At 71.2% G+C, this 14,194-nt stretch carries 13 protein-coding genes; 2 read left to right on the plus strand and 11 right to left on the minus strand.

Features of this window, described 5'->3' with window-relative positions; genetic code table 11:
• Positions 1-109 precede the first annotated feature (109 nt).
• Complete coding sequence (locus IE263_RS14945) at positions 110-1,501, plus strand: uracil-xanthine permease family protein (protein ID WP_189936457.1); 1,392 nt, start codon at positions 110-112, stop codon at positions 1,499-1,501.
• Here IE263_RS14945 and IE263_RS14950 read toward each other — a convergent pair.
• The gene (locus tag IE263_RS14950) at positions 1,483-2,613 is read right to left on the minus strand and encodes a glycoside hydrolase family 6 protein (RefSeq protein ID WP_229910997.1); all 1,131 of its coding nucleotides are present in this window, start codon (positions 2,611-2,613) and stop codon (positions 1,483-1,485) included. The genes IE263_RS14945 and IE263_RS14950 overlap by 19 nt on opposite strands.
• 101 nt (positions 2,614-2,714) lie before the next feature.
• On the opposite strand from IE263_RS14950, the gene IE263_RS14955 reads away from it, so the two are divergent.
• Entirely contained in the window at positions 2,715-3,467 is a 753-nt protein-coding gene (locus tag IE263_RS14955) for a DUF5995 family protein (protein WP_268256025.1), read from the plus strand.
• A gap of 3 nt (positions 3,468-3,470) precedes the next feature.
• On the opposite strand, the gene IE263_RS14960 is transcribed toward IE263_RS14955, so the two are convergent.
• The 10 genes from IE263_RS14960 to rpe all read right to left on the minus strand — a co-directional run bounded on the left by IE263_RS14960 (position 3,471) and on the right by rpe (position 14,063).
• Complete coding sequence (locus IE263_RS14960; protein WP_189936459.1) at positions 3,471-5,168, minus strand: flavin monoamine oxidase family protein; 1,698 nt, start codon at positions 5,166-5,168, stop codon at positions 3,471-3,473.
• Between the two features lie 89 nt (positions 5,169-5,257).
• Positions 5,258-6,046, minus strand: a complete 789-nt coding sequence (locus tag IE263_RS14965) for a carbon-nitrogen hydrolase family protein (protein WP_189936461.1) — start codon at positions 6,044-6,046, stop codon at positions 5,258-5,260.
• 161 nt (positions 6,047-6,207) lie between these two features.
• A complete protein-coding gene (locus IE263_RS14970; RefSeq protein WP_189936463.1) occupies positions 6,208-7,395 on the minus strand; it encodes an MFS transporter in 1,188 nt (395 codons plus the stop codon).
• A gap of 155 nt (positions 7,396-7,550) precedes the next feature.
• Positions 7,551-8,003 (minus strand): Lrp/AsnC family transcriptional regulator, encoded by a 453-nt coding sequence (locus IE263_RS14975; protein ID WP_189936465.1) that lies wholly within the window; start codon positions 8,001-8,003, stop codon positions 7,551-7,553.
• Positions 8,004-8,013: 10 nt separating this feature from the next.
• Positions 8,014-9,492 carry an amino acid permease gene (locus IE263_RS14980; protein ID WP_189936467.1) on the minus strand — a complete coding sequence of 493 codons (1,479 nt, stop codon included), beginning with the start codon at positions 9,490-9,492 and terminating at the stop codon, positions 8,014-8,016.
• A gap of 235 nt (positions 9,493-9,727) precedes the next feature.
• Complete coding sequence (locus tag IE263_RS14985) at positions 9,728-10,225, minus strand: GNAT family N-acetyltransferase (protein ID WP_189936469.1); 498 nt, start codon at positions 10,223-10,225, stop codon at positions 9,728-9,730.
• A 73-nt stretch (positions 10,226-10,298) separates the two neighbouring features.
• Positions 10,299-11,741 (minus strand): GuaB1 family IMP dehydrogenase-related protein, encoded by a 1,443-nt coding sequence (locus tag IE263_RS14990; RefSeq protein ID WP_189936997.1) that lies wholly within the window; start codon positions 11,739-11,741, stop codon positions 10,299-10,301.
• Between the two features lie 130 nt (positions 11,742-11,871).
• Positions 11,872-12,177, minus strand: a complete 306-nt coding sequence (locus tag IE263_RS14995) for a barstar family protein (protein WP_189936471.1) — start codon at positions 12,175-12,177, stop codon at positions 11,872-11,874.
• A gap of 77 nt (positions 12,178-12,254) precedes the next feature.
• The gene (locus IE263_RS15000; protein ID WP_189936473.1) at positions 12,255-13,298 is read right to left on the minus strand and encodes a sugar-binding transcriptional regulator; all 1,044 of its coding nucleotides are present in this window, start codon (positions 13,296-13,298) and stop codon (positions 12,255-12,257) included.
• 78 nt (positions 13,299-13,376) lie between these two features.
• Positions 13,377-14,063: a ribulose-phosphate 3-epimerase gene (gene rpe / locus IE263_RS15005; protein WP_189936474.1), complete on the minus strand. Its 687-nt coding sequence runs from the start codon at positions 14,061-14,063 to the stop codon at positions 13,377-13,379.
• Positions 14,064-14,194: the final 131 nt, after the last annotated feature.

Here is a 14,194-nt window from a genome sequence, read left to right on the forward strand (position 1 = left end):
GGCAGGTGTATGGGGCAACCGCCCCCATCCTAAGCGGCCGCTCACCCTCCGTTTTCACGTGAGAATGGGCCGGACATCCGCACCGCACGAACGAAAGCGAAACCGCACCATGGATCTTGGCGTCCGCTGGAAACTGCACGGCGACGGACGCACCCCGGCGCCCGGCGCGGTGGTCCGCCCCGACGAGCGGCTCTCCTGGCCCCGCACGGCCGGGCTCGGCGCGCAGCACGTGGTGGCCATGTTCGGGGCGAGTTTCGTGGCGCCCGTCCTGATGGGTCTCGACCCCAATCTGGCGATCATGATGTCGGGCGTCGCGACCGTGATCTTCCTGCTCGCGACCCGCGGCCGGGTGCCCAGCTACCTCGGCTGCTCCCTCTCCTTCGTCGGCGTCGCCGCGGTGATCCGCGCGCAGGGCGGCACGAGCGCCACGGTCACCGGCGCGGTCCTCGTCGTCGGTGTCGCGCTGTTCCTGGTGGGGCTGGCCGTGCGGCGCTTCGGCGCCCGGATCATCCATGCCACGATGCCGCCGATCGTGACGGGCGCGGTCGTGATGCTGATCGGCTTCAACCTCGCCCCGGTCACCGCCTCCACCTACTGGCCCCAGGACCAGTGGACGGCGCTGCTGGTGATGCTGTTCACCGGTCTGGCGGTCGTCTGCCTGCGCGGATTCTGGTCCCGCATCGCGATCTTCCTCGGCCTGGTCTTCGGATACGGCGTCTCCTGGGCCTTCGACCGGATCTTCGGCAGGATTAACTCGGCCGACGCGAGCGGCAAGGTCACCGACCACTGGCGGCTGGACCTCTCCGGCGTCGGCCAGGCCGACTGGATCGGCCTGCCCTCCTTCCACGGCCCGTCCTTCGAGTGGTCGGCGATCCTGGTCGCGCTCCCCGTCGTCATCGCGCTGGTCGCGGAGAACGCCGGGCACGTCAAGGCGGTCGGCGAGATGACCGGCGACCGGCTCGACGACAAACTCGGCACGGCGATCTCCGCCGACGGACTCGGCTCGGTGCTCTCCACCGCGGTCGGCGGTCCGCCCAACACCACCTACTCCGAGAACATCGGCGTGATGGCCGCGACCCGCGTCTACTCCACGGCCGCCTACTGGGCCGCCGCGGGCTTCGCGCTCCTGTTCGGCCTGTGCCCCAAGTTCGGCGCGGTCGTCGCCGCGATCCCGGGCGGCGTCCTCGGCGGCATCACCGTCATCCTGTACGGCATGATCGGCCTGCTCGGTGCCCAGATCTGGATCAACGCCAAGGTCGACCTGCGCAACCCGCTGAACCTGGTCCCGGCCGCCGCGGGCATCATCATCGGTGTCGGCAACGTCACCATGGAGTTCACCGACACCTTCTCCCTCAGCGGCATCGCCCTCGGCACCCTGGTCGTCATCACCGGCTACCACGCCCTGCGCGCCTTCGCCCCTGCCCATCTCAAGACACAGGAACCCCTGCTGGACGAGGGCACTTCGTCGTACGACACGGAGGATCAGCGGGCCAGCTCGTAGGCGTACGACGGGCTGAAGGTGCCGGGCGCCCCCTTGCAGCCGTCGGACTCGCCGGGGAGCTTCACCCACAGGTAGGCGTGGATGCGGGCCTCGCCGGTGTCGAGGGTCGGGGCCCGGCCGATCCGCCGCCCGTCCGGGTCGCACCACTGGCCGTCGGCGGGCGGGCCATTGCCGTTGCGGCTCGTGTCGATGACGGCACCGAGGTCCGCGGGGCCGCCCAGGGCGTCGAGGACCTGTCGGTCGTAGGCGATCTCGTCGGCGGTCCAGCGGAAGTTGGAGACGTTGCTGAAGATCCCGGCGGAGGCGGCGGAGGCGGCTCCGGCCTGTTTCAGCAGGGCCGCCTGTCGCGCCGGGGCGTGCCAGCCGGAGTGGCCGGCGTCGTAGTAGATCCGCGTCCTGGGGTTCGCCGCCTTCAGGACGCGGCCGGCGTGGGCCAGCACCGCGAGGCGGTCCGCCCGTTGTTCCTCCGAGAGGCAGTCGGTCTGGGCGATCGAGTCGGGCTCCAGGATGACGACGACCTCGCCGTGGCCGAGCCCGGCGGCGAACCGGTCGATCCAGCCGGCGTAGGCGTCGAGGTCGGGCGCCCCGCCCTCGGAGGCCCCGCCGCAGTCGCGGTCCGGGATCGCGTACGGCACAAGGACGGGCACCCGGCCCTCGGCGGCGGCGCCCGAGGTGACCTCGCTGACCTGGGAGGTGATCGCCTCCGGCGCGTACTCGGCGAACCAGACGGCGGCCGGCCGGCTCGCGATACGGGACTCGATGACCGCGCGGCGCCCGTCGCCGGGGTTGGCCCGGACCCAGTCGAGGACCTGGGACCCGGGATGGAGGTAGGGGCGGGCGGCCTGCCGCTGCCTCCGGGTGGGGGTGGGTGAGGGCGTCGCCCGCACGGCCGAAGGGGAGAAGGACGGCGCGGGCGAGGACGAGGGAGGCGGCTGCGGGGCCGGCGTGCGGCCCGCCTCCGGCCGGGCCCGGTCGACGTCCCGCCCTTCCCTGCCGCCTCCGCCACCGAGCACCGCGACCAGCCCGGCCGCGACAGCCAGGGCGACCACGACCGAGGCGACGGCCACCCTCGCGCCCCGCCGGACGGCCCGCCGCTCGCGCAAGCCTCGCACCGTGCTGTTCTCCTTCCCGCGTGACGGAGGCGTTCCCCCGTTCCGGGGAAGCACCGGGCCCGGCGACCCGCGGATCAGCCTAGGGCTGGGACCCTGCCCCCATGCCGCATTTGGAACAGTTCGCCCCGCGCCGTGACACTCCCGACACGTCCGGCACCCCTGGCACCGCCGACACCGCCGACACCGCCGGCACCGCTGTCGACCGGGTTGTCGCCCGTATGCGCGCCCTCGACGCGGCCCTGCCGCCCCGGGACGGGGTCGCGGTCTTCAACCGGGTCTACCTCGCCGTCACGGAGGAGGTGGACCGGCACATCGACACGGGCCGCTTCGCGGACGCGCGGGCCGCGATCACGCTGGACGTACGGTTCGCGGAGCGCTACCTCGCGGCCGTCGACGCGGCCACGTCGGACCGCCGCCCGCCCGCCTGCTGGCGCCCTCTGTTCCAGTTCCGCCGCCATCCGGGCGTACGACCGCTGCAGTTCGCGCTCGCGGGCATCAACGCGCACATCGGTCACGACCTCGCGCTCGCCGTCGTGGACGCGTGTCGTAGCCTCGGCTGCGAACCGGCCGACCTGGAGGACGAGTTCGACCGCGTGGGCGATCTCCTCGTCGCGCTGGAGGAACGGATCCGCGAAGAGCTGATGCCGGGACCCGACCTGCTCCAGATCGCCGATCCGCTCACCCACCTCGTCGGCTCCTGGAGCCTGGAGCGCGCCCGCGACGCCACCTGGTCCGCGGCCCGCGCCCTGTGGGCCCTGCGCCGGCTCCCGGACGTGGCCGAGGAGTTCACCGGCCGCCTGGACGCGGCGGTCGGCTTCGCGGGACGCATGCTGCTGACGCCGCTGCCGGACTGACCGTCAGTCCTCCGGCAGCTCCACCGGCGCGATCTCGTCGTACACGTCACCCGGCCCCGGGTTGGCCGCGTCCGTCGCCCCGCCGAGGTGGTGCATGACGCCCCACACCGCGTTCAGCGCGGTCTGGACGGCGCCCTCGGCCCAGCCGGCCGTCCAGGAGATGTCGTCGCCGGCGAGGAAGATGCCCCGCTTGTCCTCGGGCAGCCGGTCCTGCACGAAGTGGGTGAACAGGCGCCGCTGGTAGCGGTAGTGCCCGGGCAGGTTGGCCTTGAACGCGCCCATGAAGTAGGGCTCGTTCTCCCAGGAGACCGTCACCGGGTTGCCGATGATGTGCTTCCGGATGTCGACCTTCGGGTAGATCTCGCCGAGCGACTTGAGCATGACCTCCATCCGCTCGCTCGCGGACAGCGGCAGCCACTTCAGGCTGTCGTCGCACCAGGTGTAGGAGAGGCAGATGACGGCGGGCTTGTCGGGGCCGTCGTCCAGGAGGTAGGTCCCGCGCGTCATGCGGTCGGTGAGGGTCATCGACATGACGTCCCGGCCGGTGTCCTCGTCCTTGTCCAGCCAGAACGGCCGGTCGACGGGCACGAAGAGCTTGCTGGACTCCATGTAGTGGGTCCGCTCGATCGCGGTCCAGTGGTCGATCGGGAAGAGCGAGTCGTCACAGTCGATCTTCGACAGCAGCATCCAGGACTGGGCGGTGAAGACGGCCGCCTTGTAGGTACGGATGTCGCCGCCCGCGTCCGTCACCGTGATCCGGTTGCCGGCGGTGCGGTGCAGCCGGGTCACAGCCGGACGGGGCTCGCCGTTCTCGTGCAGGCTCGCGAGCGAGGTGCCGTAGGACCAGTGGACGATCTTCTCCGGCTCGCGCTCCCACAGGCGCAGCGGCAGCTGCTGGGAGCCGCCGACGATGCCGCGGTGGTGGTCGTCGGCCTCGGTGTAGACGACGCGCAGGATCTCGAGGATGGAGTTCGGGAAGTCGGTGTCCCAGCCGCCCGTGCCGAAGCCGACCTGGCCGAAGATCTCGCGGTGGCGGAAGGACCTGAAGGCCTCGGAGTCGCAGAGGAAGCCGTAGAAGGTCTGGTTGTCCAGCTTCTCGACGAGCTTCGCCCAGATCTCGCGGATGCGCGGCACGTCCCGCTCGCGCATGGCGCGGTTCATGTCGGAGAAGTCGGCGCCCTCTTCGAGGCACTTGTTCCAGGCGGCGGCGACGTCCCGGTAGACCTGCGGCAGGTCGTCGATCGTCTCGGCGTAGTGGGACTCGCCCTTGAGGTCGACGACCGTCGAAGGGGTGGCCTCGGCAAGGGGGTTGGGGAAGGGCCGGGTCTCCAGGCCCACCAGGTCGATGTAGTGCTGCAGCGCCGTGGAGGACGGCGGGAAGCGCATCGCGCCCATCTCGGCGGTCAGCGACGGGTCGCAGCCCTCGAACCCGACCGTCCGCAGCCGGCCGCCGATCCGGTCGGCCTCGTACACGACCGGCTTGAGGCCCATCTTCATCAGCTCGTACGCGGCGACGATCCCGGACAGGCCGCCGCCGATGACGGCTACCTCGGTGCCGTGTTCGGTCGCCGGTATCTGGCCGAGGCCCGCCGGGTGGGCGAGGAAGTCGTCGTACGCGTACGGGAAGTCCGGGCCGAACATGGTGATCGGCGGCTGCTGCTCGTCGGCGTGCTCTACGGCGTTGGGCACCGTGGACGTCATGGGGTACGGACTCCTTGCGCGAAAAGAACTCGGGGGAAGCTCAGGGGGAATGCGGGGGAAGCTCAGGGGTGGTGGACCGGGGACCCGTTTCAGACCAGGGACCCGTAGAGGCCGGGGCGGCGGTCCTTCAGATACGGGTTCGCCTCACGGGAGGCGGCCAGGAAGGCGGGGTCGGCGTCGGCGAACACCAGTTCCTCACCACGTCCGGCGCGGGCGCGGGCGACGCCGTCGGGGCCGGCCAGCGTGGACAGCCCGACGAACTCGAACTCCCCTTCCGCGCCGACCCGGTTGACGTACGCGACGTACATCTGGTTCTCGAAGGCGCGCACCGGGATCATCGACTCGGCGACGAACTGGAAGGGGTGCATCTGCGCCGTCGGCACCACCAGGAGGTCGGTGCCCGCCAGGGCGTGGGCGCGGACGTTCTCCGGGAACTCGACGTCGTAGCAGATCAGCAGGCCGACGGTCAGGCCGTTCAGCTCGGCCTGGACGACCGGCTGCTCGCCGGGCGTGAAGTGGTCGCGTTCGAAGCAGCCGAAGAGGTGGGTCTTGCGGTAGTTCGCGAGACGGGTGCCGTCGGCGGAGATCAGCTGGGCGGAGTTGAAGACCACGTCCGAGGAGCGCTCGGGGTAGCCGTACGCGATCGCCAGCCCGTGCCGGGAGGTGGTCTCGGCGACCGCGTCCGCGGAGTCACCGTCGGCGGGCTCGGCGAGACGGGCGATGTCGTCGCCGATCGCGTACCCGGTGAGGAACATCTCCGGCGCGACGAGCAGCCCGGCACCCGCGGCGGCCGCCCGGCCCGCGGCCTCGTCGAGGACCTTGAGGTTCTCGGCGACCGAGCCGGGGCGGCCGGAGCTCTGGAGCAGGGCGGTGCGCATGCGTGTTCCTCATCGGGCGTCTGAGCGGAGCTCTTGGGGAGTTGGGGGGCCACGTAGACGGTACGGGCGGCCGGAGAGGGCGGACAAGAAGCAGCCGTTGCGCGTCGGTGAGCGGTTCGTTGCGTCCGGCGGGCGTGGGGCGGCGATTCGTTGCGCGCCCCTCATCGGCGACGGAACAGCAGCAGCGCCGTCAGCAGGTAGGGGAGAGCCAGCACGGCGAACACCGTGCCGTGCGCCGCCGATCCACCGAGCATCGCGTACACGCCGTACACCGCGACCGTGACCAGCTCGGTGCCCAGGCTCGCGACGGACGTCAGGGTGGCCCGGCGGGTGTCGTCGATACGGTGCTGGAGGCGGACGTCGGCGAGCACTTCCGCCAGCTGGAAGCAGCCGAAGGCGAGGCCCACGAGGGCGATGCCGGCCAGGGTCCCTGCCGCCGCGCCCATGGCCAGTGCGAGCGCACCGCCGGCGAGCAGAACTGCCAACCCGGTGGTGCCCAGGCGTTCGGCGGTGCCCGCCAGCAGGCTGCCGGCCGTGACCACGGCCCAGACCAGCAGGAGCAGATACGGCACCGTCTCGTCCGCCACACCGGTGTCGCGGATCAGGAGCGGGGTGTACTCGTCGAGCGCGCCCCAGACCGCGGCGACGGCCGGCACCAGCAGCAGCGCGCCGCGTACGGACCTGTCCTTGTGGGCTTCGGCCAGTCCGGACCGCAGGGTCGCCGCCCATCCCTCGCCCTCGTCCTCGGCCGCCGGCCGCACGCGGTGCTCCGGGAACCGGGTCGCCACCGCCGCGGCCATCAGACAGGCCAGCACGCTCGCCGCGCCCACGGCCGGGTAGCCGCCCCGGGCGAACACCGGACCGGCGAGGCCCATCGCGGCCATCACGGCCACCAGCCCGGCCGCCCGGGCCCGGCCCATGACGCGCGCGTACTGTTCGGCGGCGCCGAGCCGGTCCAGTTCGTCGTAGACCAGCGCCTCCAGCGCGCCGGAGCCGAGGGCGCCGGCGACGCCGTACAAGACGAAGCCGACCGCGAAGGACCAGTACGACGGGACGGTCACCCACAGGGCGAAGCCGGTGGCGGTGAGCAGTGGGGCGAGCCACAGCAGCGTCCGCCGGGAGAAGGCGTCGGCCCAGGCACCGGAGGGGACCTCCAGCAGCACGCCGGTGATCGACCAGAGGGCGAACAGGGAGGAGATCTGCCAGAGGGACAGACCGGCGTCGCTGAACAGCAGCGCGTACACCGGGTAGAGCAGGACGAACTCGTCGAGGAACGCGTAGCCGTACAGCGTGGCCGTGAGCCGCCGCCTGTCGGTGGTGACGGGCACACGTGCGGGTGAGAGAGTCATGAGGCCTTCCCGTGGGGGCGATTCGGACACCGGGGATACGGCGTCCGAGGCGGCCCTCGGGAGGCACGGCTGGTGGATCAATGTCGCCAGGTCATGAGACCGAGACTAGACCCGCGTCCGGTCGGCTCACCAGCGCTTTGCGCAACCGGCCGGGATCATGTGGGCGACCCGGAGGAGAACCGGCGCAGCAGCGGCGACAGCACGAGCACGGACTTCGTCCGCTCGACGAACGGCTCGCCGGCGATCCGCTCCAGCACGCGCTCGAAGTGGCGCATGTCGGCGGCGAAGACCTGGGCGATCGCGTCCGCCTCCCCGGTGACGGTGGAAGCGGCGACGACCTCCTGGTAGCGCTCCAGGCCCCGCTGGATGGTCTCCGGCGAGGTGTTGCGCCGGCAGTAGATCTCGACGAACCCCTCGGTCTCCCAGCCGAGGGCGGCCGGGTCGACCCGGACGGTGAAGCCCGTGATGGCCCCGGTGGCGCGCAGCCGGTCCACGCGCCGTTTCACGGCGGGTGCGGAGAGGCCGACCAACTGCCCGATGTCCGCGTAGGAGCGGCGGGCGTCCTCGGCGAGGGCGTGCACGATGCGTTCGTCGAGATCGTTCAGCACTGCGGTTGGTTCACTTCACTTCTGATGCTGCTGAGGGTGCGAGTCGGGAGCGGCGATGGCCGTACACGAAGTAGAACACGAGCCCGACGGCCATCCAGACCCCGAAGACCACCCAGGTGACGGTGGAGAGGCTGCCCATCATCCAGACGCAGAAGGCGAAGCCCAGGGCGGGCAGCACCGGCGACAGGGGGACGCGGAAGGTGCGGGGCATCTCGGGGCGGGTCCGGCGCAGCACCACGACGGCCACGTTGACCAGTGCGAAGGCGAACAGCGTGCCGATGCTGGTGGCGTCGGCGAGCTGACCGAGCGGGATCGCGGCGGCGAGGACACCGCAGAAGAGGGAGACGATCAGGGTGTTGGCGCGGGGCGTGCCGGTCCTGGGGTGGACGCGCGCGAACACCTTGGGGACCAGCCCGTCGCGGGACATCGCGAAGAGGATGCGGGTCTGGCCGTAGAGCACGGTCAGGACGACGCTCGCGATGGCGACGACGGCGCAGAAGGCCAGCAGCGTGCCCCAGAAGGTCTGACCGGTGACCTCGCGCATGATCTGGGCGAGCGCGGCCTCGCTCCCGTCGAACCGCTGCCACGGCTTGGCGCCGATCGCGACGGCGGCGACGAGGACGTACAGCGCCGTCACGATGACGAGCGACAGCATGATCGCGCGGGGCAGGTCGCGCTGGGCGTTCCTCGCCTCCTCACCGGCGGTGGAGGCGGCGTCGAAACCGATGTACGAGAAGAAGAGCGTCGCCCCGGCGGCGCTGACGCCGGCCATGCCGAGCGGCATGAAGTTCTCGTAGTTGCCGGAGCGGAAGCCCTGGACGCCGATCGCGCAGAACAGCACCAGCGCGGCGATCTTCACGACGACCATGACCGTGTTCGCGCGGGCGGACTCCCGGGCACCGCCGAGCAGGAACGCCATCGCGAGGAGGACGACGACGAGGGCCGGCAGGTTGAAGACGCCGCCGTCGCCGGGCGGCGCGGACAGCGCGGCCGGGATGGTGACGCCGATGGTCCCGTCCAGCAGCTCGTTGAGGTACTCGCCCCAGCCGACCGCCACGGCGGCCACCGACACGCCGTACTCCAGGACCAGACACCAGCCGCAGACCCAGGCGATCAGCTCGCCCATCGTTGCGTACGCATACGAGTAGGACGAGCCGGAGACGGGGATGGTGCCCGCCAGTTCGGCGTAGGAGAGGGCGGAGAAGAGAGCCGTCAGACCGGCGATGACGAACGACAGGGTGACGGCCGGACCGGCCTTGGGGACCGCCTCACCGAGGACCACGAAGATGCCCGTACCGAGCGTCGCGCCGATGCTGATCATGGTGAGCTGCCACAGCCCGAGGGAGCGCCGCAGGGAGCCTCCCTCACCCTGACCCCCCTCGGCGACCAGGCGTTCCACGGGCTTGCGCCGCATGAGGCGCGCGCCGAGACCCGGGGACGGGGGCGTTGTCCGGGTGCGGTCCTTCGGGGGTGCGCCTTGGTCGAGCACGCGCTGACTCCTTTGTCGCTGCCGATCAGGGCGGCGGAGACCCGAGGCGTCCCTGCGCGAGCAGGAACCCACCGAGCGGGGTCCCCGCCACGCCACGTACAGCGCAGCACCCTACGGGCCAGAGCATTGCTGGAGTAATGCAGCAACCTTGCACATCGGCGCAAGATCATTGCGTTACTCGCGGGTGCCCGGGCATTCGTTGCGCGAGGGCTTTCGAGCGTTGCGTTCGGGCGGCTCAGCGCAGTTCTTTGACCAGGAAGGTGCACGGGTCGGCGCGGTCATGCCGTACGCCGTCGGCGTCCAGGTACGCCCAGCGGTCGACGTACGCCACTGTGGGCCGATAGCCGAGCCGTGCGTAAAGAGCGGCCGCCCGCTCGTTGTCGTCGCCCACACCGAGCCCCATGACGCCGATGCCGCGCTCCCGCGCCAACCGCTCGGCGGCGTGCACCAGCGAGGTGCCGATGCCTTGCGAGCGGAGCGACTCGGGCCACACGAACAGACCGTTGATCTCCGGGCAGCCAGGCTGCGCCAGCCGCACCACCGGCGCCTCACAGCCGGTCCAGCGGACCTCGGCGTGCCCGACGGGTCTGCCGTCGAGCCACGGGATCAGGTAGGTGCTCTCCCCCGCCTCCTGGCGCGCGAACCGGGCGGCGTGATGGCCGTCGACGCTGGACGACGGCATGAAACGCTCCAGTGCGGCGATGTCCTGTGCTCGGCTGACGGCGATGTCCATACGCCGACCGTAGAGGCCCGGGCACGCGAACGGCCCCCGGTTTTCGACGGGGGCCGCTCGAAAGGAAAACGCGTCAGTTCCAGCTGGCGTGCAGCGGCTTGCCCTCCGCGTAGCCGGCCGCGCTCTGGATGCCGACGACGGCCTTCTCGGCGAACTCCCCCAGGGAGGCGGCACCGGCGTAGGTGCAGGAGGAGCGGACGCCCGCGATGATCGAGTCGATCAGGTCCTCGACGCCGGGGCGGGCCGGGTCGAGGAACATGCGGGAGGTGGAGATGCCCTCCTCGAACAGCGCCTTGCGGGCGCGGTCGTACGCCGACTCCTCGGCCGTACGGTTACGCACGGCGCGCGCGGACGCCATGCCGAACGACTCCTTGTAGAGGCGGCCGCTCGCGTCCTGCTGAAGGTCGCCCGGGGACTCGTAGGTGCCCGCGAACCAGGAGCCGATCATCACGTTGGACGCGCCGGCCGCCAGCGCCATGGCGACGTCGCGCGGGTGGCGGACACCGCCGTCGGCCCACACGTGCTTGCCGTACTTCTTCGCCTCGGCCGCGCACTCCAGGACGGCCGAGAACTGCGGGCGGCCCACGCCGGTCATCATGCGGGTGGTGCACATGGCGCCGGGGCCGACACCGACCTTGATGATGTCGGCGCCCGCGTCGACCAGGTCCTTGACGCCCTCGGCGGAGACGATGTTGCCCGCGACGATCGGGACCTGCGGGTCGAGGTCACGGACGAGCCTGATCGCGTTGATCATCGACTCCTGGTGGCCGTGCGCCGTGTCGATGACGAGCGTGTCCACGCCCGCGTCCAGCAGCAGCTTGGCCTTCTCCGCGAAGTCGCCGTTGACGCCGACGGCGGCGGCCACGCGCAGCCGGCCGTGCGCGTCGGTGGCCGGCGTGTACAGCGTGGCGCGCAGGGCGCCCTTGCGGGTGAGGATGCCGGCCAGCCTGCCCTCCGCGTCCACGGCGGGGGCGTAGCGCCGGTTGTGGTGGTCGAGGGTGGTGAAGGCCTCACGGGGGTCGATGTCGGCGTCCAGGAGCAGCAGGTCCTTGGACATGACGACCTCGAGCTGCGTGAAGCGGTCGACACCGATCAGGTCCTGGTCGGTGACGACGCCGACCGGCTTGTGGTGCTCGTCGACGACGACACCGGCGTTGTGCGCCCGCTTGGGCAGCAGGGCCAGCGCGTCCGCGACGGTCTGGTGCGGGGCGAGCACGATCGGGGTGTCCAGAACGAGATGCCGGCTCTTGACCCAGGAGATGACATCGGTGACGACGTCGATCGGGATGTCCTGCGGTATCACGACGAGCCCACCGCGCCGGGCCACGGTCTCGGCCATCCGGCGGCCGGCGACGGCGGTCATGTTGGCGACGACCAGCGGGATCGTGGTGCCCGTACCGTCCGGGGAGTCGAGGTCCACGCCCTGCCGCGACCCGACCGCGCTGCGGCTCGGCACCATGAAGACGTCGTCGTACGTCAGGTCGTATGCGGGCTGGATGCCGTTGAGGAAACGCACGTGCTGCACATCCCAGTCGATCAGAGGTGGCCCCCGGACAGGACAGCCAGGGGGAAGAGCACGTACTTCATTGTCCCATGCCGTCCGGAATGCGCTGCCCGGTCGGATCATCCAGGCTGGTCGGAAGGGGTTAGGAGGATCCTCCGAGCGCGAGCACCAAGGAGAGCGCCGGCGCATGGTCCACCGCCGACGAGAACACCTCCTGCGCGATCTCCCACTCCTCGGGCCGCGCCTTCGCGTACGGCTGCCAGTTCCGTACGACGACGAGCAGCCCCTCGACCTCGGGCCGGTCGGGGAGGTCGGTGAGGCTGTCGGCGAGGGCGTCCCAGTTGCGACCGAACCAGTCGGGCAGCTCCAGGTCCCGGACGCAGCGGTCCATCAGACCCGCCTTGTCCATGACCCCGTCGAGGTCCAGCGTGAGTACCTTGTCCGTCATCTCGGCACCGCCCTGAAGGAGTCGTGTGTTCCGGCATCCGGGGACGGCCGCTGCGGCCGTCCCCTCCTGACCTCCCGTCAGACCCCGTCGGGGTCCGCCCGGTTGAGCGCCGGCTTCGGCGTCGGCCCCGCCGTCATCAGGTAGTCCGCGGCCGAGGTGTCCGTCACCAGGCTGGTGACGAGCCCGGACCGCAGCACCGCGTCGATCGCGGCCGCCTTGCGCTGCCCGCCCGCGATCGCGACGACCTCGGGGACACGGCGGAGCTGGTCGGCCTTGACCGTGATGCACCGCTCGCCCAGGTCGCGCCCGACCCGGCGGCCCTCGGTGTCGAAGAGGTGAGCGGACATCTCCGCGGCGACACCGAGCGAGGCGTAGTGCCCGCGCTCCTCGTCGCTGAGCATGTCGTGCACCGTCGAGATGCCCGGCTCCCAGGAGCCGATGGACACGCAGGCGACCGTCACCTTGTCGAAGTACTCGAAGGCCCGGGCGATCCCGGTCTGGTGCCGCAGCGCCGCCGCGGTGGCCGCGTCCGGCAGCAGCATGGGCGCGTAGATGGGGTGCGCGTCGCCGCCGGAGACCTGGGCGGCGCGGCGGACGGCCTCGACCGAGCCGCGCTCGGCGGTCCCGGCGTCGTACACGCCCGTCAGCTGCACCACCGTGCACGGCGGCAGCCGGTCCAGCGCCGCCGCCATGTGGATGGTGGAGCGGCCCCAGGCCAGACCCAGGACGTCCCCCTCGTTGACGAGCTCGCCGAGCAGGTCGGCGGCCACTTCCCCCAGGTTCTCGGGATCGGGCGACTCCTCGGCATCGGCCGGGGACTCGACCACGACGGCGTGCCGGAGGCCGTAACGGGCGCGGAGCGCGTCGGAGCGCTCGGCGTCCAGCTCGGCCGGCACGCGGATCTCGATCCGTACGAGATCCCGTTCGAGAGCGGTTTCCAGGACCCGGGCCACCTTGAAGCGGCTGACGCCGAACTCCTCCGCGATCTGGATCTTGGACTTGCCCTCGAGGTAGAAGCGGCGGGCCATGGCCGCCGCCTGCACCAGCTCAGCGGGTCCCATCCGCATGGCTGACCGGCCCGCCGACATACCCGACACGGCGATCTCCTCACTGCTGTTCACACTCTGGATTCGCCGTTCATCCTTGCAGATCCGGCGCACTCGATCAGCCCTGATGAGAGCCGTTCACGTAGCTGTGGCTCAGTGGTCGCATGCCCACGACGCCTTGGCGGTGGCCGCCTCCGCCTGTGTGCGTAGTGCACGTACCGCTTCGGCCGGGTCCTCGGCCCCGTACACCGCCGATCCGGCCACGAAGACGTCCGCGCCGGCGTCGGCGCACCGCTCGATCGTCGAGGCCGAGACACCGCCGTCGACCTGGAGCCACAGCTCAAGGCCGTGCTTGCTGATCAACTCACGGGTGCGGCGGATCTTCGGAAGCATGATGTCGAGAAAGGCCTGGCCTCCGAAGCCGGGTTCGACGGTCATGATCAGCAGCATGTCGAGCTCGGGCAGCAGGTCCTCGAACGGTTCGATCGGTGTCGCGGGCTTGAGCGCCATGGAGGCACGGGCGCCCTTCGCCCGGATCTCGCGGGCGAGTCGCACGGGCGCGGCAGCCGCCTCGACATGGAAGGTGACGGACGAGGCACCCGCCTCGACGTACTGCGGGGCCCACCGATCGGGGTTCTCGATCATCAGATGGCAGTCCAGCGGAGTGTCCGTCGCACGGGCCAACGACTCCACGACCGGCACGCCGAGCGTGAGGTTCGGGACGAAATGGTTGTCCATGACGTCGACATGGAGCCAGTCGGCTCCCGTGACCGCCTGGGCCTCGTCCGCGAGGCGGGCGAAGTCGGCGGACAGGATGCTGGGGTTGATCTGCGCGGCCATGACCCAAGCCTGCCATGCCCTTCGGGGGTTGGCGGCATCGGTCCCGGGTGGATTCGGTCGTATGAACGGTGCGGGCCGTGCGTGGCTGGTCGCGCAGTTCCCCGCGCCGCCTGCGGGGCGCGTACCGCGCG

It is taken from the genome of Streptomyces aurantiogriseus, from assembly GCF_014649375.1.
In the GTDB taxonomy this organism is placed as follows: Bacteria; Actinomycetota; Actinomycetes; order Streptomycetales; family Streptomycetaceae; genus Streptomyces; species Streptomyces aurantiogriseus.

Coding starts and splice junctions, on each gene's coding strand:
- IE263_RS14960 (WP_189936459.1), bottom strand. CDS start 5,168: ATGACGTCCACGGTGCCCAACGCCGTAGAGCACGCCGACGAGCAGCAG.
- IE263_RS14995 (WP_189936471.1), bottom strand. CDS start 12,177: ATGACGGACAAGGTACTCACGCTGGACCTCGACGGGGTCATGGACAAG.
- IE263_RS14985 (WP_189936469.1), bottom strand. CDS start 10,225: ATGGACATCGCCGTCAGCCGAGCACAGGACATCGCCGCACTGGAGCGT.
- IE263_RS14965 (WP_189936461.1), bottom strand. CDS start 6,046: ATGCGCACCGCCCTGCTCCAGAGCTCCGGCCGCCCCGGCTCGGTCGCC.
- rpe (WP_189936474.1), bottom strand. CDS start 14,063: ATGGCCGCGCAGATCAACCCCAGCATCCTGTCCGCCGACTTCGCCCGC.
- IE263_RS14945 (WP_189936457.1), top strand. CDS start 110: ATGGATCTTGGCGTCCGCTGGAAACTGCACGGCGACGGACGCACCCCG.
- IE263_RS14970 (WP_189936463.1), bottom strand. CDS start 7,395: ATGACTCTCTCACCCGCACGTGTGCCCGTCACCACCGACAGGCGGCGG.
- IE263_RS14955 (WP_268256025.1), top strand. CDS start 2,715: ATGCCGCATTTGGAACAGTTCGCCCCGCGCCGTGACACTCCCGACACG.